At 70.4% G+C, this 17,310-nt stretch carries 15 protein-coding genes; 7 read left to right on the plus strand and 8 right to left on the minus strand.

The annotated features are described in order from the left end of the window. Window positions 1-2: 2 nt before the first annotated feature. Genes ACZ69M_RS22945 through ACZ69M_RS22955 form a run of 3 tightly spaced genes read left to right on the plus strand, consistent with a single transcriptional unit; the run spans window position 3 to window position 3,326 of the window. Complete coding sequence (locus tag ACZ69M_RS22945; protein ID WP_470052301.1) at window positions 3-1,175, plus strand: toxic anion resistance protein; 1,173 nt, start codon at window positions 3-5, stop codon at window positions 1,173-1,175. Continuing rightward, window positions 1,172-2,728, plus strand: a complete 1,557-nt coding sequence (locus ACZ69M_RS22950; RefSeq protein ID WP_470052303.1) for a substrate-binding and vWA domain-containing protein — start codon at window positions 1,172-1,174, stop codon at window positions 2,726-2,728. Before ACZ69M_RS22945 ends, ACZ69M_RS22950 begins: the two co-directional genes overlap by 4 nt. Before the next feature lie 7 nt (window positions 2,729-2,735). Next, a complete protein-coding gene (locus tag ACZ69M_RS22955) occupies window positions 2,736-3,326 on the plus strand; it encodes a hypothetical protein (protein ID WP_470052457.1) in 591 nt (196 codons plus the stop codon). Here the strand turns inward: ACZ69M_RS22955 and ACZ69M_RS22960 are convergent, their stop codons facing one another. The 7 genes from ACZ69M_RS22960 to ACZ69M_RS22990 form a co-directional block, all read right to left on the minus strand. Beyond that, window positions 3,327-4,499 (minus strand): hypothetical protein, encoded by a 1,173-nt coding sequence (locus ACZ69M_RS22960; protein ID WP_470052305.1) that lies wholly within the window; start codon window positions 4,497-4,499, stop codon window positions 3,327-3,329. It abuts the gene before it with no gap. Next, window positions 4,496-5,317 (minus strand): PP2C family serine/threonine-protein phosphatase, encoded by an 822-nt coding sequence (locus ACZ69M_RS22965; RefSeq protein WP_470052307.1) that lies wholly within the window; start codon window positions 5,315-5,317, stop codon window positions 4,496-4,498. The genes ACZ69M_RS22960 and ACZ69M_RS22965 overlap by 4 nt, the downstream gene beginning before the upstream one ends. Before the next feature lie 3 nt (window positions 5,318-5,320). Continuing rightward, the gene (locus ACZ69M_RS22970) at window positions 5,321-6,082 is read right to left on the minus strand and encodes a vWA domain-containing protein (RefSeq protein ID WP_470052309.1); all 762 of its coding nucleotides are present in this window, start codon (window positions 6,080-6,082) and stop codon (window positions 5,321-5,323) included. Between the two features lie 24 nt (window positions 6,083-6,106). Then, window positions 6,107-7,219, minus strand: coding sequence for a hypothetical protein (locus ACZ69M_RS22975; RefSeq protein ID WP_470052311.1), 1,113 nt, complete (start codon window positions 7,217-7,219; stop codon window positions 6,107-6,109). 95 nt (window positions 7,220-7,314) lie between these two features. Beyond that, window positions 7,315-7,740 (minus strand): hypothetical protein, encoded by a 426-nt coding sequence (locus ACZ69M_RS22980; RefSeq protein ID WP_470052459.1) that lies wholly within the window; start codon window positions 7,738-7,740, stop codon window positions 7,315-7,317. Between the two features lie 43 nt (window positions 7,741-7,783). Next, window positions 7,784-8,770: a protein kinase domain-containing protein gene (locus ACZ69M_RS22985; protein WP_470052313.1), complete on the minus strand. Its 987-nt coding sequence runs from the start codon at window positions 8,768-8,770 to the stop codon at window positions 7,784-7,786. 254 nt (window positions 8,771-9,024) lie between these two features. Continuing rightward, entirely contained in the window at window positions 9,025-10,869 is a 1,845-nt protein-coding gene (locus tag ACZ69M_RS22990) for a phosphoenolpyruvate carboxykinase (GTP) (RefSeq protein ID WP_470052315.1), read from the minus strand. Between the two features lie 334 nt (window positions 10,870-11,203). Between ACZ69M_RS22990 and trhA the strand changes: the two genes are divergently transcribed. The 4 genes from trhA (at window position 11,204) to ACZ69M_RS23010 (ending at window position 15,029) form a co-directional block, all read left to right on the plus strand. Further along, entirely contained in the window at window positions 11,204-11,917 is a 714-nt protein-coding gene (gene trhA / locus ACZ69M_RS22995) for a PAQR family membrane homeostasis protein TrhA (RefSeq protein ID WP_054234786.1), read from the plus strand. A 113-nt stretch (window positions 11,918-12,030) separates the two neighbouring features. Further along, window positions 12,031-13,599: a DHA2 family efflux MFS transporter permease subunit gene (locus tag ACZ69M_RS23000; protein WP_470052317.1), complete on the plus strand. Its 1,569-nt coding sequence runs from the start codon at window positions 12,031-12,033 to the stop codon at window positions 13,597-13,599. Window positions 13,600-13,604: 5 nt separating this feature from the next. Further along, on the plus strand, window positions 13,605-14,237 hold the full coding sequence (locus tag ACZ69M_RS23005) for a TetR/AcrR family transcriptional regulator (protein WP_470052319.1): 633 nt from the start codon (window positions 13,605-13,607) through the stop codon (window positions 14,235-14,237). A 33-nt stretch (window positions 14,238-14,270) separates the two neighbouring features. Further along, a complete protein-coding gene (locus ACZ69M_RS23010) occupies window positions 14,271-15,029 on the plus strand; it encodes a Mut7-C RNAse domain-containing protein (protein WP_470052321.1) in 759 nt (252 codons plus the stop codon). On the opposite strand, the gene ACZ69M_RS23015 is transcribed toward ACZ69M_RS23010, so the two are convergent. Further along, window positions 15,026-17,290, minus strand: coding sequence for a galactose oxidase-like domain-containing protein (locus tag ACZ69M_RS23015; RefSeq protein WP_470052461.1), 2,265 nt, complete (start codon window positions 17,288-17,290; stop codon window positions 15,026-15,028). The genes ACZ69M_RS23010 and ACZ69M_RS23015 overlap by 4 nt on opposite strands. Between the last annotated feature and the right edge of the window lie 20 nt (window positions 17,291-17,310).

Consider the following 17,310-nt stretch of genomic DNA (forward strand, 5'->3'; position numbering starts at 1 on the left):
AAGTGACGACCGAAGACACCTTCACCCTCACACCGCCCGAGGCCGTCGCGCCCGTGCCCCGGGAGAAGGCGGGCGGGCTGGTGCCCGTCGACCCGTCCGTACAGGACGAGATGGCCCGCCGGGCCGCCGAGTACGTCGGTGGCCTCGCCGCCCTCGACGCCCGCTCACCCGAGTTCGCGGGCAAGGTCGGGGAGATCGCGGGCCTCGGCGCGAGCGAGATGCGGGGCGCCGCCGCGCAGTCCAACCGCATGCTGGAGCGCACCCTGCGCAGCCTGCCCGACAAGGGCGGGGACGCCCAGTCGCACGTGGCGGGCTCGCTGGTCGAACTCCGCCGTGTGGTCGAGGACCTGGACCCGCGCGACCTGCCCGCGAGCAAGGGGCGGAAGTTCCTGTCCAAGCTGCCCGGCGGCAACAGACTGCGTGACCACGTCGCCAAGTACGCCTCCTCGCAGACCACCCTGAACAAGATCGTGGGCTCGTTGCGCGGCGGCCAGGACGAACTGCGCCGCGACAACGCCGCGTTGCAGACCGAGCGCGTCCGCCTCTGGGAGACGATGGGCAAGCTCCAGGAGTACGTCGTCCTCACCCAGGCCCTGGACACGGCGGTCGAGGAGCACATCGCCGCCGCCGAGGCCGTGGACCCCGCGCAGGCCGACACCCTGCGCGCCGACGTCCTCTTCCCCGTCCGGCAGAAGCACCAGGACCTGCTGACCCAGCTCGCGGTGTGCGCGCAGGGCTATCTGGCCATGGACGTGGTCCGGCGCAACAACGACGAGCTCATCAAGGGCGTCGACCGCGCCGCCACCACCACGGTGTCCGCACTGCGCATCTCCGTGATGCTGGCCTCCGCCCTCGAGAACCAGCGCAAGGTCGTCGACCAGGTCAACGCCCTGCGCGGCACGACCGAGGACCTGATCCGCGGCAACGCCGAGATGCTCGCCACCCAGAGCGGGGAGATCCAGCGCATCGCCGCCGACCCGGCCGTCGGCGCGGAGACCCTGCGCACCGCCTTCCAGCAGATCTACCGCACCCTCGACGCCATCGACACGTACAAGGTGCAGGCGACCGAGTCGATGGCCGCGACCGTCGAGTCCCTCACGTCCGAACTCCAGCACGCGAGCGCCTACTTGGAGCGCAGCCGCTCGCGGGGCGCCCTGGAAGGAGGCTCCGCGTGAGACGTCGCACGGCCTATGCCCTCGTGTCCCTGCTCGCCGTCACGGCAACCGCCGCGGTCACCGGCTGCACGGCGCAGGACCAGAAGCAGCACTCCGACAGCAACGCCCCCGAACCCGGCACCCTGCGCGTCCTCGCCTCCAGCGAACTCAGCGACATGGCGCCGATCCTCGAACAGGTCCGCAAGGACACCGGAATCAAGGTCCGTCCCACCTACATGGGCACCCTCTCCGCCGTCGACCTGCTCGCGAAGGGCAAGGTGGACGGCGCGTACGACGCGCTGTGGCTGTCGTCCGACGACTATCTGCGGCTGCGCCCCGAAGCGGCGAAGAAGGTCGTCTCGGAGACGCCGATCATGTCGAGCCCGGTGGCGATCGGGGTGAAGCCCGCGACCGTGAACGCGCTGGGCTGGAAGCCGCAGGACGTCACCTGGTCGCAGGTCGAGCAGGCCGTCGCGGACGGGAAACTGACGTACGGCATGACCGACCCGGCCCGCTCCAACTCCGGTTTCTCCACGCTGATCTCGGTGGCCTCGGGCCTGTCCGGGGCGCAGTCGGCGCTCACCGACGCGGACGTGGCGAAGGCGACCCCGCGGTTGAAGGAGTTCTTCAAGGGGCAGAAGCTGACGTCGGGGTCCTCGGGCTGGCTGGCGACGGCGTACGAGCGGCGCGGCACCGTGGACGCCCTGCTCAACTACGAGTCGATCCTCACGGGCATGAAGGGGCTCACGGTCATCCGCCCGCGCGACGGCGTGGTGACCGCCGACTACCCGCTCTCCTCGCTCGCCTCCTCCAGCAAGGACACCCGCGAGAGTGTCCGCCGCCTCACCGAGGCGCTGCGCGCTCCGGCCGTACAGCGGGAGATCACGCAGCAGACGCGGCGCCGCCCGGTCGTCGCCTCCGTCGCCCCGGCGGCCGGCCTCGACACCGGCCGCCGGCGTGAACTCCCCTTCCCCGGCAGCCGGTCCGTCGCCGACCACCTCCTGGACTCCTACGAGAACAAGCTCCGCCGGCCCTCCCGGACCGTCTACGTCCTCGACACCTCCGGCTCGATGGAAGGCGGCCGGCTCGACCGGCTGAAGAAGGCGCTCACCGGGCTGACGGGCGACTTCCGCGACCGCGAGGAGGTGACGCTGATGCCGTTCGGCTCGAAGGTCAAGAGCGTCCACACGCACGTGGTGCGGCCCGAGGACCCCAGGGCCGGTCTCGACGGCATCCGCAAGGACACCGAGGCCCTGAGCGCCTCCGGCAACACCGCGATCTACACCTCGCTGGAGAAGGCGTACGAGCATCTGGGCGCGGGCGGCGACACGTTCACGTCGATCGTGCTGATGACGGACGGCGAGAACACGAGGGGCGCCGACCCCGAGGACTTCGACGGCTTCTACGGCCGGCTGCCGGGCGGGCAGAAGGAGATCCCGGTCTTCCCGATCCTGTTCGGCGACTCCGACCCGGGCGAGCTCCAGCACATCGCCGACCTGACCGGCGGCCGCCTCTTCGACGCCCGCAAGGGCTCGCTCGACGGCGCCTTCGAGGAGATCCGTGGCTACCAATAGGAACCCCCTGAAGTATCTGGAGTCCCGCAAGAACCTCACCGGCAGCGCCTGCGGGCTCGTCGGTCTGGCCCTCACCTTCGCGGGGGTCGCGGGCCCGTACTGGCCGATCGTCGTCGCGGGGCTGTACGGGGCGGGCGCCCTGATCGCCCCGCCGGAGCGGCCGTCGCTGCCGGACTTCCCCGACCCCTCCGCCCAGCTGGAGGAACTGCGGGGTGACTTCGGCCGACTGCGGGAGTACCTGGGCGGTGTGGAACTGCCCCCGGCGGCCGCGGGCCGGCTCACCGAACTGACCGAGCTCCTGACCGCGCTGCTCGATCCCGGCTGGGTCGCCGAGGTGCTCGCGCAGGACCCGGAGGGCGTGCACGCGCTGTCCCGTGCCCTACGGCAGGACATCCCCGAGGCCGTCGACACCTTCGTACGGACCCGGTGGTGGACCCGGCTGGCGCCCGGCACCGAACCGCCGGAACGCCACCTGGAGCGCCAGCTCACCCTGCTGTACGAGGAGGCGGACCGGCTCGCGGTGGCCCTGCGGGAGGTCGAGGCCCGGCGCCAGGAGTCGCACACGCGCTATCTGGAGGACCGCGGCCGCTCGCAGTGATCAACTGCCGCCCAGGTGATTCGCGACGACCGCCAGGGCCACCACCAGCGCGACCAGCAGGGCGATCTTCAGTGCCGGGCTCAGGCGTCCGTCCGGCCGCTCCTCCTCCCGCGGCGGCGGGTCCGGCAGCGGGAGTGGCGCGGGCCCGTTGAACACGTCGTGGCCCGTGGTTGCCGCCCGCGTGCACCACGGGCAGGACGTCAGATGGGAGCCGTACGCGTGCAGTGGGCGCAGCGCGCAGATCCGCACCTGGGAGCGCTCCTTGTTCAGGGCACGCAGCCAGGCCTCCGCGGGGGGCCGGGCGGCGGGGGCGAGGACACCGGGGCCGAACGCGGCGCGGGCCAGGGTGAGCAGGTCCGGCGGCAGGACGGAGGGGTCGACGGTCCCGCGCGGGATGACGACCCGCTCGGGGCGGACCACGTACGAGCAGCTGGCGGCGATGTTGTCCTTGACGGTCGACTCGGACGCGCTGTCGTGCGGGACGCCCCCGAAGGGGTGGTTGCCGGCCGTCAGGAGCTGGTAGACGAGGACCGCGAGGGCGAAGTCGTCGGTGGCGCGGCCGGCCGGGCCGCCCGCCTGGCGCTCGGGGGGCGAGTAGTCGGTGGTGTGCATCAGGCAGGGGAAGAGTTCCCCGGTCGCCGGGTCGGTGAAGGCGATGGAGTCGCAGTCGAGGAACGTGACGAAGCCGTTCGCGTCGACCACGACGTTGCTGCTGGAGAAGTCGCCGATGACGAGCTTGTCGTGGTGCATGCGGGCGGTCATGAACGCGAGGTTCCAGGCGACACCGAGCAGGAAGCGCCAGTCGGCCCGTTCGGGGAAGAGCTTGCGCCGCTGGGCACGGGTGAACAGGCCGATCAGCTGGATGTGCCCGGGTTCGCCGAAGCGCCGCATGGCATAGCCGAGGAGCTCCCCCCGCGCGCCGCGGGCGAGGGCCGTGGGCCAGGCCAGTTCGGGCGGCTGGAAGGCGTTGGTGGGGCGGGCGGCCAGCGGGGACATGGCCAGCATCCGGGTCAGCCGGCGCTCCTGCTCGGGACCCGGTGGGTCACGGTAGAGCTTGACGACGATCCCGTCGTCGCCGACCACCGGGAAGACGGCCGCCTGGCCGCCGCCCTTGAGAGGCAGTTCCGCGAGGGTGACGGGCTTGCCGTCCAGGAACACGGTCAGGCCACTCATGGGCGCGCCTTGCGGACGGCCCGCAGCAGGGTCTTGTCGTCGGCGTTCAACGCGGTCAGCCGGTCCGACCTCAGCAGCGCGGCCAGTGCCTCGTGCGCGTTGTCCGACACCGGTCCCGGAGCGTCCAGGGAGCGGAAGACGGCGTCGGCGAAGGACGCGTTGGGGCTCGACGCGCCGCCGGCCGAGCGGTTGAGCGCCGCCTGCGCGAGTCCGTCGGTGGACAGCAGCACCCCGTCGATCCCGGGGTCGCAGACACAGTCGGTCCGCACCCAGCGGGCCGCGTCCGGTGAGGTGAGGAACACCGTCTCGTTGCTGTACTCGCTGGCCTCGGCGGCCTGCGGCAGCAGATGGAACTGCCGCTCGCCGTCCTCCGTACCGGCGCGTACGACGACGAAGCCGTCGCCCAGGGTCAGATGGCCCAGCCAGCCCGGAGTGAGCACCACGACGGTGAGGGTGGTGGCGAAGTCGGGGGCGTCCGCGCCGGTCGTGTCCAGAAACACCTTGCTGACGTCGTGGAAGGCGTCCACGAGCAGTTCACGTACGGCGGTTCCAGGTCCGCTGTCCGCCGCCGCGGCCGCCCGCCGTCCGAAGTGCTCGGCGGCCAGTTCCACCGCGAGCAGGGAGCCCTCGTCGGAGCGCGGCCGGCTGCCCGCGCCGTCCGCGACCGCGAGCACCACCACCGACGGCGACTGCGTGTACGCGCAGGCGTCCTGGCAGGGCAGGCCCTGGCGGCGGTGCCGGTAGCCCTCGACGCTCATGCCGTGCACGCGCCATGGCGACTCCCGCTCGCCCTTCCTCGTCCCGCCCCTGGCCGCCATCGGTCAGGATTCCCAGGCCGGACGCTGGGTCTTGAACTGGCTGAAGATCTTCTCGAAGACCTCGTCGCCCGCGCCCTTCTGCTCGGCGTTCGCGCTGGCGGACATCATCTGCAGCAGCTCGCGGAAGGGGAAGCCCTGGAGGCGGGCGTGGAACTTGGGCGCGAAGGCCTGGAGGACCTGTTCGCCCATGTCGGTGATGCCGCCGACGCCTATCGCGTAGAGCCGGAAGCGGCGGGCGCGCTGTTCCTCGGCGAGGACGGGGATCAACCGGTGCCAGGAGTCGGTGAGGTGGCCCGTGCCGTCGGTCGGCAGCCCGTCGGTGACCAGGCAGATCTGCGGCCGGTAGTACTGAAGGCCGGAGGCGCGCAGCTCGGCCTTGCGGGCGGCGACGATGTGCATCGACAGCTCCAGCGCCTGGGTCATCAGCGTCACCCCGGCCGCGGTGAGCCGGGGCGGCCGGAAGAGGTGGGCCGGCACGAAGGGGCTCACCGGGGCGCGCGGGTCGAGGAGTTGGGGTCCGCGCCAGGCGCCGACGCCCTGGCCGCCGAAGGTGATGACGGCGACCTCGACGCTGTAGCTGAGGCTGACGTCGTCGTGCAGTTCCCGGGTCCACTCCATGAGCGCGTTGTTGAGCGTCTGGACCGGCGCCCCCGCCATGGAGCTGGAGGTGTCGAGGCAGAGCACCAGCGGCAGGCGCTGCGCGTTGTTCTCGAACTCGATGTCGGCGTACTCCGCCGGCAGCGTGGGCGGGTATTCGCTGTGCATCTTCGTCTCTCCTGGTGTGCGAACTCAGGGCCGCGTGTGCTGGTCGTGGCGCCCGGTGGCCGTGGGGAAGGCGTGCAGGACGTCGGAGTCCCGTTCGCGTGCGTCGGTGACGTCGACGAGTGCGCCGGGCAGGGGCGGCGGACTCCCCGGGTCGGACCAGACCGCGCGGTACAGGACGTGGTCCAGTTCGACATAGCCCTGGGGGTGCAGTTCGGTACGGACGACGGCGGTCCGCGGGGGTTCCTTCCCCTCGCCGGTCTCGCGTTCGTGGCGGGGGGCGGGTGCGGCCCTGAGCCGGGTGGTCGGCTCGTCGGACGCCCGGGGTCGCGGGGCCGGTGCGGCGGCCTGTGCGGCGGGCTCGGCGGCGGACGAGGTGGAGGGCGTGGAGGAGGCGGGCGAGGTGGCGGGCGTGGCGTGGTGGGGGGCGGCGGTCGCGGTCGCGGGGCCCCGGGAGGAGCGGCGGACGAGGACCAGGAAGGCGGTGAGGAGCAGGACGAGCAGGGCGCAGAGGGCGGTGAGCGCGGTGGTCTTCCTGTCGAAGAGCGGGCCCGTGGACTTCGTGTCCTTGGCCTGCCCGGAGGCGGCGTGGGTCGCGGGAGGCGTGCCGGTGGCCGGGTCGGCGGGCGCGTCGACGGAGTCGGCGTGCTGGGAGCGGTCGCTCCTCGCGTCCGCCCTGATCAGGTCGCTGCCGCGCAGGGAGCGGGTGGCGAGGCGGGCACACAGGTCGTCGCGGTTGTCGACGTCGCAGGCGCCCACGGCCTTCAGGTCCTGCACGGCCTCGGGCGACAGCCGGTCGATGTAGGCGCTCGCCTCCACCCAGCGGACCCCCGCGAGCAGCAGCAGGGCCGTGCCGCCCGGCCCTGTGTGCTGGTTCGCCGGCACCTCGACGATGAGGTGGCTGCGGCTGGTCGTCATCACTTTCCGCGCGACGCTTTGGCGGGCCCGCTCGTCCCCGTCGAACGGCAGCGCGTCGTTCAGGGTGACCACGAAGGTGCCTGCGCCGATCCAGCGGAACCAGCAGTTCAGGCGCGCCGGGAAGTCCGTTTCGCAGGACGCCGCGGCCGCCGTGGTCGTCCCCGTCGACACCAGAGTGGCCAGCATTCCCAGAATCCCGATGAAGTACAGCGAACGCCTCATGGGCAACCCCCCGTGGCCTGAAAGGCACTCGCCCAATAGTGGGGGCAACCGGCGTGCGCCCGGAAGGGGTTCGGGGCACACGCCGGTCATCACTTCTACAACTTGAATACCTGATGGCAGCGGGTGAACATCTGCCGCGCCCGTTCCACCCAATCACTGGCCAAAGCATCGAAATCCGTTTGGGTCATCCGGCAGGTCAGCGGCAGGTCGCAGACTCCGGCGAGGCAGGGGCGCGGTCCTCGTACGTCCCACACGGACAACATGGGATTCAGTTGTTCGGTATTCCATGCGTTCGATGCCGCGGCGGCGACCGCGAGTTGGTCCTGGCGCAGATAATGACCGTCCGTCGCGAAGGCGACCAGAAGTCTTTTGGTGGTCATGAAACGCACCGTTATCATCCGTCCCGTTTCCTTGAGATCGAATTGCAGGGACACGGAAACGGTGTCGGTCTCGGTGTGGTAATTGCGTCGGGCGACCCAGTTCTGCACCAACCGGCGCCAGTGCGCGCCGACTTCGAGAATGTCGTGGTCCCTGGCGGGAACAGACTCCCGGCCGGGAAAGGGATCAGACGCCGCCACGGCCCACCGCCTCGGCGACCATCGCGTCGGTCAGCCCGGCGTCCAGCAGCGCCTGGGCGTGCAGCAGCAGACACGAGGGCACGGACACGCTCGTACCGGCCCCGCGGCGGACCGCCAGCTCACGGGTGCGCGCCTTGATACTGCGGGCCACGGTGGGCGGCGGCCAGGAGGCCGACCTGGCCGGAAGCTCCAGCAACTCGGTGAGGAGGTCCGCAAGTCGAGGCCGGCCCTCGGGCCGCTTGGCCAGGCAGTGTCCGATGAGTTCCCGCATTCCCGCCGGTACGCCGTCGAGTTCGGGCTCGGCGAGCACGACCCGGTAGCGCACCGCCTCCCCGCTGCCGTGCGGCGGGCGGCCCGTGAGCGCGTACACCAGCACTCCGCCGAGGGAGAAGACGTCGCTCGGCGGCCCCACCCGCTCCCCCTTGATCTGCTCGGGCGACATGAACGGCGGAGTGCCGACCACGACGCCGACCTGGGTGAGCCCGGGGGCGCCGTCGACCCGGGAGATCCCGAAGTCGATGACGCGGGGCCCGTCGGAGGCGAGGAGCACGTTCGCCGGTTTCAGGTCCCGGTGCACCACGCGGGCCGCGTGGATGGCCTGCAGTGCCTCGACCAGGCCCGCGCCGAGCCGTCGTACCTGCGGCTCGGGCAGCGGGCCGTCGGTGCGGACCGCCTCGGCGAGCGAGGGTCCGGGGACGTACATCGTGGCGAGCCAGGGGAGTTCGGCCTCGGTGTCGGCGTCGACCACGGCGGCGGTGTACGCGCCGCTCACGACCCGGGCGGCGGCGACCTCGCGGGCGAAGCGTTCCCTGAACTCGCCCTCCGCCGCGAGTTCGGGGCGGACCACCTTCACCGCGACCTCGCGCCCGGCGGGCGAGCGGCCGAGGTACACCCACCCCATACCGCCGGAGCCCAGCCGCCCCACGATGCGGTACGGGCCGATCTTCATGGGGTCACTGACGGGTGTGCGCACCCCGCTCACCTCGTTTCGGGGTTCCTTGCAGGATGTCCCGAGTGTCCCGCGAAACGCCCGTCCGGGCGGAGGTGATACGAGAAATGACACCGAGAGGTTTTCGCCCCCTCCGGCGTTCGCATACGGCGAGAGACCCCCCGGCCTCGCCTCGGTCACCGCGGCCGGTCTTGACGACGTCGCAGGTCAGGGCAAGTCGGACCGGCCGCGGAGTTCAGGGGTGGACGGCGGCCGCGAGGCCGCCGTCCACTCGGAACTCAGCCCAGGCGCCGCACCAGCGCGCGGTACTCGTCCCACAGTTCCTTCGGGGTGTGCTCGCCGAAGGTGTTGAGGTGCTCGGGCACGAGCGCCGCCTCCTCGCGCCACACGTCCTTGTCGACGGTGAGCAGGAAGTCGAGGTCGGCCTCGGAGAGGTCGAGCCCCTTGGTGTCCAGGGCGCCCTTGGCCGGCAGGATGCCGATGGGGGTCTCGACACCCTCGGCGCGGCCGTCGAGGCGGTCCACGATCCACTTCAGGACACGGCTGTTCTCGCCGAAGCCCGGCCACACGAACTTGCCCGCGTCGTTCTTGCGGAACCAGTTCACGTAGTAGATCTTCGGGAGCTTCGCCTGGTCCTTGTCCTTGGCGACGTCGACCCAGTGCCCCATGTAGTCGCCCATGTTGTAGCCGCAGAACGGCAGCATGGCGAAGGGGTCGCGGCGCAGCTCGCCGACCTTGCCCTCGGCGGCGGCGGTCTTCTCGGAGGCCACGTTGGCGCCGAGGAAGACGCCGTGGTTCCAGTCGAAGGACTCCGTCACCAGCGGTACGGCGGTGGCGCGGCGGCCGCCGAAGAGGATCGCCGAGATCGGCACGCCCTTGGGGTCCTCCCACTCGGGCGCGATGATCGGGCACTGCGAGGCGGGGACGGTGAAGCGGGCGTTGGGGTGGGCGGCGGGCGTACCGGACTCCGGCGTCCAGTCGTTGCCCTTCCAGTCGGTCAGGTGGGCCGGAGTCTCCTCCGTCATGCCCTCCCACCAGATGTCGTTGTCGTCGGTGAGCGCGACGTTGGTGAAGACGGAGTTGCCCCACAGCGTCTTCATCGCGTTGGCGTTGGTGTGCTCACCGGTGCCGGGCGCGACGCCGAAGAAACCGGCCTCGGGGTTGATCGCGTACAGCCGGCCGTCCTCGCCGAACCGCATCCACGCGATGTCGTCGCCGATCGTCTCGACCGTCCAGCCGGAGACGGTGGGCTCCAGCATGGCGAGGTTGGTCTTGCCGCAGGCGCTCGGGAAGGCGGCGGCGACGTACTTGGACTCGCCCTGCGGCGGGGTCAGCTTCAGGATGAGCATGTGCTCGGCGAGCCAGCCCTCGTCCCGCGCCATGACGGACGCGATACGCAGGGCGTAGCACTTCTTGCCGAGCAGCGCGTTGCCGCCGTAGCCGGAGCCGTACGACCAGATCTCTCGGGTCTCGGGGAAGTGCGAGATGTACTTGGTGGAGTTGCACGGCCACGGCACGTCCGCCTCGCCCTCGGCCAGCGGCGCTCCGAGCGTGTGCACAGCACGCACGAAGAAGCCGTCGGTGCCGAGCTCGTCGAGGACGGGCTGTCCCATGCGGGTCATGGTGCGCATGGACACGGCGACGTAGGCGGAGTCGGTTATCTCGACGCCGATCGCGGAGAGGTCGGAGCCGAGCGGGCCCATGCAGAACGGGACGACGTACATCGTCCGGCCCTTCATCGAGCCACGGAAGACGCCCTTCTCCCCCGCGGCGCCTTCTCCTTCTCCGGTAAAGATGGCCCGCATCTCGGCGGGCGCCTTCCAGTGGTTGGTCGGGCCCGCGTCCTCCTCCTTCTCGGAGCAGATGAACGTCCGGTCCTCGACCCGCGCGACATCGGTCGGGTCGGAAGCGGCGTAGTAGGAATGCGGGCGCTTGATCGGATCAAGCTTCTTGAAGGTGCCCTTGTGAACGAGCTCCTCGCACAGGCGCTCGTACTCGGCCTCGGATCCGTCACACCAGACCACGTTGTCCGGCTGGGTCAGTGCTGCGATCTCGTTGACCCACGAGATCAGTTCCTTGTGCTGGGTGGGGACGGTGGAGGGAGCCGCGATGTCGCGCGCCACGATTGCTCCTAGATGAGGGGTTTTTTGTTGAGGCCCCGTGGGGGCTGCGACCCGGACGCTTCGGGGGTGTGGATACCCATGGCGCTCATCCGGTGCCGACTGCACTCATTTGATCATCCGACGGGTTCGCCCATATGTCCAGAGGGCCGCACACGTGAGCGGAGTGACCATCGCCACGTGTATCCGTGATTCTTTGCGTACACGTTGGGTTCAGCTGAAGGTTCTTTTGCGTGGACGCCGCCTCGCGCCGCACTCGTGAGAACATGGCCACTCTTGGCTGTTCAGTGCGCCGTACTGACACGTAACTTACGGTTCCGTAGGTAGGATTCCGCCTATGACTGCGCCCGTCCCCGACGCGCCCACGGACTCGCCGGCCGCAGGCCGCAGTCCCGCAGCGCTCTCCCCGTCGCATCCGGTCAAACCCAAGCTCCGCGGCTGGCTGCACCTCGGCATGTTCCCGGCCGTGCTGATCTCCGGTCTGGTCCTCACCGCTCTGGCCAGTTCCACGCGGGCCCGCATCGCCTGCGGGATCTTCGTGCTGACGGCCTGCCTCCTGTTCGGAGTGAGCGCGCTCTACCACCGCGGCAACTGGAGCCCGCGGATGGACGGCGTGCTGCGCAGACTCGACCACGCCAACATCTTCCTGATCATCGCCGGCACGTACACACCGCTCACGATGCTGCTGCTCCCCGGCGCCAAGGGACAGTGGCTCCTGTGGAGCATCTGGGCCGCCGCGGCGGCGGGGATCATCTTCCGGGTGTTCTGGGTCGGCGCGCCGCGCTGGCTCTACACCCCCTGCTACATAGCGATGGGCTGGGCGGCCGTCTTCTTCCTCCCGGACTTCATGCGCACGGGCGGCATCGCCGTGCTGGTCCTGGTGATCGTCGGCGGACTGCTCTACAGCGCGGGCGGTGTGATCTACGGAATCAAGCGCCCCAACCCCTCACCCCGCTGGTTCGGCTTCCACGAGGTCTTCCACTCGCTCACCCTCGCGGCGTTCGTCGTGCACTACGTGGGCATCTCACTGGTGGCTTATCAGCACGGGTGACACACCCCCTCCCCCTCTTCATGGCCACGGCTTTCGAGCCGTGGCCATTTTCGTATGCCCTGACAGCGCATCCCCATTGACACCCACCATCTTTTGACAGTTACTCTCATTTCATGGTTACTGTCACTCAAGACGACGGTGTGCGGCGCGACCCGCGCCGCTGGTGGGCCCTCGGGGCCCTGGTCGCGAGCATGCTCACGCTCGGTTTCGACACGACGATCCTCAACGTGGCCCTGCCGACGATGGCGGGCGAACTCGGCGCCACCACCGGCCAGCAGCAGTGGATGGCGGACGCGTACGTGATCGTCTTCGCCGCGCTGATGCTCCCGGCGGGACTGCTCGGCGACCGCTTCGGACGGCGCCGGATGCTGGTCGTGGGGCTCGGGATCTTCCTCGCCGGTTCCCTGGCCGGCTCCCTGGCGGACGACGTGAACTGGGTCGTCGCGGCCCGCACGGTGATGGGCGTCGGCGCGGCCCTGATCACCCCGCTCGCCCTGTCCGTACTGCCCTCGCTCTTCGGCCCCGACGAGCGCACCAAGGCCGTCGGCATCATCTCGGCCGCCTCGTCACTCGGCCTGCCGCTGGGCCCGATCATCGGCGGCTGGCTGCTCAACCACTTCTGGTGGGGCTCGGTCTTCCTGGTCAACATCCCGATGGCCGCGATCGGCATCGCCGCCTGCGTCTTCCTGCTCCCCGAGACCAGCGACCCCGCCTCCCCCAAGGTCGACGCCCTCTCCACCGCGTTCACGGCGGCCGGCCTCGGCTCACTCATCTACGCGATCATCGAGGCACCCAGCCGCGGCTGGGGCGACCCGCTGATCGTGGGCATGCTCGCCGGAGCCGCGGTCCTGATCGCCGCCCTCGTGCTGCGCGAGCGGCGCATGGAGCGCCCCATGCTCGACATGTCACTGCTCAGCCACCGCGGGTTCCTGTTCAACACGCTCGCGGCGACCCTGGTGATGTTCGTCCTGTCCGGCCTCCTGTTCGTGCTGCCGCAGTACCTCCAGGCGGTGCTCGGCAACGACGCCCTCGCCACCGGCGTCAGGCTGCTGCCCATGATGGGCGGCCTGATCGTCGCGGCCCGCGCCGCCCAGCCGGTCGTCGCCCGGTTCGGCTCCCGGTCGGTGGTCTGCGCGGGCCTGGTGGTGCTGGCCTTCGCCGCGCTCCTCGGCAGCCGTACGACCGTCGACTCGGGCTACGGCTTCACCGCGCTGTGGCTGTCCATCACCGGCTTCGGCTTCGGTTTCTCGGTCGTCCCCGCGATGGACGGCGCCCTCGGTGCCCTGCCCCGCGACCGGGCCGGCAGCGGCGCCGGGCTCCTCATGACGACGCGCCAGGTCGGCGCCGCGATCGGCATCGCCCTCCTCGGCAGCCTGCTGGCGAGCACCTTCCGGGACCGCCTCGACGTCACCGGTCTGCCCGCGAAGGCCGCCGACACCGCCGGGGAGTCCGTGGTCGCCGCCCATATCGTCGCCCAGAAGGCAGGCTCGGCCGACCTCGCGGCCTCCGCGAACAGCGCGTACGTCCACGGCATGGGCCTGGTCCTGCTGGTGTGCGGCATCGCGGCCCTCGTCACCGCCCTGCTGGCCGCGGCGCTCCTGCCGAACACCCCGGTCACGCATGCCACGAAGGAGGACGAGGGCCCGGCCATGGCCACCGTTCCGGCGGATGCCGGACAATGAACAGCATGACGGCCGCACCCTCCCCCTTCAGCCCCGCCGACCGCCCTCAGCTGGGCCTGCGCGAGCGGAAGAAGATCAAGACCCGCGAGGCGATCCGCACCGCGACGTACGCACTCGTCAGGGAACAGGGGTACGACGCGACGACGATCGAGCAGATCGCCGAGAGCGCCGAGGTGTCGCCGTCGACCGTCTTCCGCTACTTCCCCACCAAGGAGGACATCGTCCTCACGGACGAGTTCGACCCGCTCATCCTGGAGGAGCTGCGGGCCCGGCCCAAGGACGAGCCGTGGATGGACACCCTCCGGTACGTGATGCAGAAGGCCATCCGGCTCGGCCTCAAGGACGACCCCGAGATGTCCCGGCTGCGGACCCACCTGATGGTCCAGGTCCCGGCGGTGCGCTCGCGGATGATGGAGAGCATGTCGGTCACCGGCACCATGCTCTGCCAGGCCATCGGCGAGCGCACCGGCCGGGACCCGAACAGCCTGGAGGTGCGGGTCTACGCGATGGCGATCATCGGCGGCCTGATGGAGACGTCCCTGTACTGGGCGGAGAACGACCACCGGGACGACTTCAAGGACCTGGTGGACCGCACGATGGACGTCCTGGAACACGGCCTCTCCGCCGAAAACCCCTGAGGCCAGGGCTCTTGGGCGTGACATCCTGACCGGGTGAACGGACCGGAGATCCATGTCGCCTTCGCCCCCGAGCTGGGGATGTTCGTACCGCACGGGCGTCGTTCGGGAGCCACGGCGGTCGCCACCGACGGCTCCTCCACCCTCGGGCATGTCGTGGAGTCGCTCGGCGTCCCGCTGACCGAGGTCGGCGCCCTCGTCGTGGACGGCCGCGAGGTGCCCGTCTCGCACCTCCCGAGGGCCGGCGAGCGCGTCGACGTACGGGCGGTCGAGCGCCCGCAGCGCGTTCCCGGCGCCCCGCTCCGCTTCCTCCTCGACGTCCACCTCGGCACCCTCGCGCGCCGGCTGCGCCTCCTCGGGGTCGACGCGGCGTACGAGTCGACGGACATCGGCGACCCGGCCCTCGCCGCGCGCTCCGCCGCCGAGCGGCGCGTGATGCTCAGCCGCGACCGGGGGCTGCTGCGCCGCCGCGAGCTGTGGGCGGGCGCGTTCATCTACAGCACCCGGCCCGACGACCAACTCCGTGACGTGCTGGGCCGGTTCGCGCCCGAGCTGAGGCCCTGGACGCGCTGCACCGCCTGCAACGGCCTGCTCGAGGAGGCCACCAAGGAGCAGGTCGTGGACCAGCTGGAGGGCGGCACCGAGCGGTCCTACGACGTGTTCGCGCAGTGCCAGGAGTGCGGGCGCGCCTACTGGAAGGGCGCGCACCACGACAGCCTGGAGACCATCGTGGAGCGCGCCCTCACCGAGTTCGGAAGCCAGGACCTGCCCGGCGGACAGGCCCTGGACGCCTAGGGCCGCCTCAGATCCTTGGCTCCGCAGGCCAGCCCGTCCTTGTTCGGGTCGAGACCCAGCGGGTCGTCCTTGCCGTTGACCTTCAGACGGCCGTAGCCGTTCGTCTTCAGCCACCCGCAGCGCGAGGCCGTCGTCTTCTTGACGCCGTCCGGGAAGACGGTCGGCACACAGACGTTGATCGTGCCGTAGTGCCGGTCGCAGCCGGAGATCGTCGTGCTGACCTTCTGCGAGGTCCGCTTCTTGCCGCCCTTGGTGACCGTGCCCTCAAGGGAGTCGGCGAAGGAGTGGACGTGCGCCGAGGCGGTGTCCGTGGCCAGGGCGGCGGGGCCCTGGAGGTGCACCCACTTGGCGACCGAGGGCACCCCGTTGGCGTCGACCGCGAAGAGCATGTACCAACCGGGCGGGGCCATATTGGGGTTGCTCGTCACGTTCAGGTCGACGTTGTTGCCGTCCACCGACAGGGGCAGGTCCACGAAACGCTGGTTCGGGTCCGAGGAGTGCGTCACCGCGGCCGGGCGGATCAGCTCGGCCTTCACGATGGGCCGGTCGACCGTGATGCGCTGCGTGTCCCCGTACACCCACTCGTTGTCGATCACCGAGGTGATCGTCGGACGGGTGCCCTTGAGGAGGTAGGGCGGGGTGTAGATGGACACGTTGTGGTTCCAGGTGCCGTTGCCCGGGTTGTCACCGGTGGCCATCACCCGGCCGTCGGGCAGCAGGAACGCGGAGGAGTGGTAGCCACGCGCCTCGGGGTCGGCGGCCACCGGATCGAAGGTGGAGGTCGCCGGGTCGAACATCGACGCCTCGAACACCGGGTTGGCGCGGTTGTGCAGGCCACCGCCCGTCTCCAGCACCTTGCCGTCGGGCAGCAGCACCGCGGAGACGTACATCTTGCCCTGGTTGCCGGTCTCGGCGACCTTGCCGTTGCCGAGGTCGACCGTGCCCTGCGGGATCTGCGGGCCGACCGTGTACGCCGGGTTCGCGGCCTTCAGGTCGATGATGTCGGTGAGCCGGTTCGCCTCCGGGTTGGAGTCGATGTTGCCGCCGCCGACCGTCAGCACCTTCTGGTCCTGGGCCGGGGGCAGCAGCACGCTCGCGGACTGGTCGCGCTCGTCCTTGCTCCGGAGCCCGGGGACCGCCGTGACGGTGTTCGCGTCGTAGTCGTAGATCGCCGAACCCGTGCCGGGCGTGCCGTTGCCGAAGACGTGACTGCCCGAGTAGAAGAGCCGCCCGTCCTGCATCAGGATCATCGACGGGTACAGACCCCAGTACGACCAGGTCTGGTTGACCTGCGTGAACGGCAGCCACTGCTGCTGTGCCGCCGACCAGCGCTCGGCCGTCACCGACCCGGTGGAGTCCTCGCGCAGCCCGCCGAACGAGATCACGTCACCGTTGCCGAGCTCGGTGGCCGACGGGTACCAGTGGCCGTCGTTCAGGTCGTTCGTCTTGCTGTACGTCTCGGTGACCGGGTCGAAGATGTACGAGTCCTTGTACCCCTCGTAGCCGTGCCCGCCCGCGACCGGGAACGCCTTGTTGCCGCTCATCACCAGCACCCGCCCGTCGGCGAGCTGGACGTGACCCGAGCAGAACATGTCCTTCGGCGTGGGGATCACCTTGTACGTGCCCTTCACCGGGTCGTAGACCGCGCTGGTGAACGTGCCCGCGTCGAAGTTCTCCTCGCTGTTGCCGGACCCGGCGATCAGCAGCACCTTGCCGTTGTTGAGGACGACGGAGTGCATGGAGCGCACCGGGTTCTGCGTGGGCAGCACGTCCCAGCGGCCGTTCGCGCACTCGTCGGCGCCGGCGGTGCAGGTGGCCGGCGGGATCGGGTCGGAGACCTGTTCCATCGTGTAGTCGTCGGTGGTCGCCGAGCCGGTGCCGTATACCGAGACGCCCCAGGTGATGCGGTCGGTACCGGCCGGGACGGCGGGCGTACGGACGCTCGCCTGCGTCCAGCCCGCCGCCATGTCCAGCGTCTTCAGGTCGGTCCAGTACTGCCAGCCCGCCGTGGTGTCGTGCCTGAAGAGCGTGATCGCGGCGTCGGGCGTCGTCGTCCTGTACCAGAGGCCGAGGTCGTACTGCTTGCCCGCGGTGACCACCGGCGCGCAGCTCGCGGACTCCGTGATGAGGGCCTTGCGATCCCCGTCGACGCGCCGGGTCAGTGTGACCTTCATGGCCTTGGAGCCGGAGTGGGAATCGGCGACGGTGGAGAAGGTGAAGTCGTTGTCGCCCCAGCCGGACTTCTCCCAGCAGTACGGCATGCCGTCCGTGCCGTCGGTCT

The organism is Streptomyces sp. NPDC107454 (assembly GCF_055582885.1).

Coding starts and splice junctions, on each gene's coding strand:
- trhA (WP_054234786.1), top strand. CDS start 11,204: ATGACTGCGCCCGTCCCCGACGCGCCCACGGACTCGCCGGCCGCAGGC.
- ACZ69M_RS23000 (WP_470052317.1), top strand. CDS start 12,031: ATGGTTACTGTCACTCAAGACGACGGTGTGCGGCGCGACCCGCGCCGC.
- ACZ69M_RS23015 (WP_470052461.1), bottom strand. CDS start 17,290: ATGCCGTACTGCTGGGAGAAGTCCGGCTGGGGCGACAACGACTTCACC.
- ACZ69M_RS22965 (WP_470052307.1), bottom strand. CDS start 5,317: ATGGCGGCCAGGGGCGGGACGAGGAAGGGCGAGCGGGAGTCGCCATGG.
- ACZ69M_RS23005 (WP_470052319.1), top strand. CDS start 13,605: ATGACGGCCGCACCCTCCCCCTTCAGCCCCGCCGACCGCCCTCAGCTG.
- ACZ69M_RS22975 (WP_470052311.1), bottom strand. CDS start 7,219: ATGAGGCGTTCGCTGTACTTCATCGGGATTCTGGGAATGCTGGCCACT.
- ACZ69M_RS22970 (WP_470052309.1), bottom strand. CDS start 6,082: ATGCACAGCGAATACCCGCCCACGCTGCCGGCGGAGTACGCCGACATC.
- ACZ69M_RS22960 (WP_470052305.1), bottom strand. CDS start 4,499: ATGAGTGGCCTGACCGTGTTCCTGGACGGCAAGCCCGTCACCCTCGCG.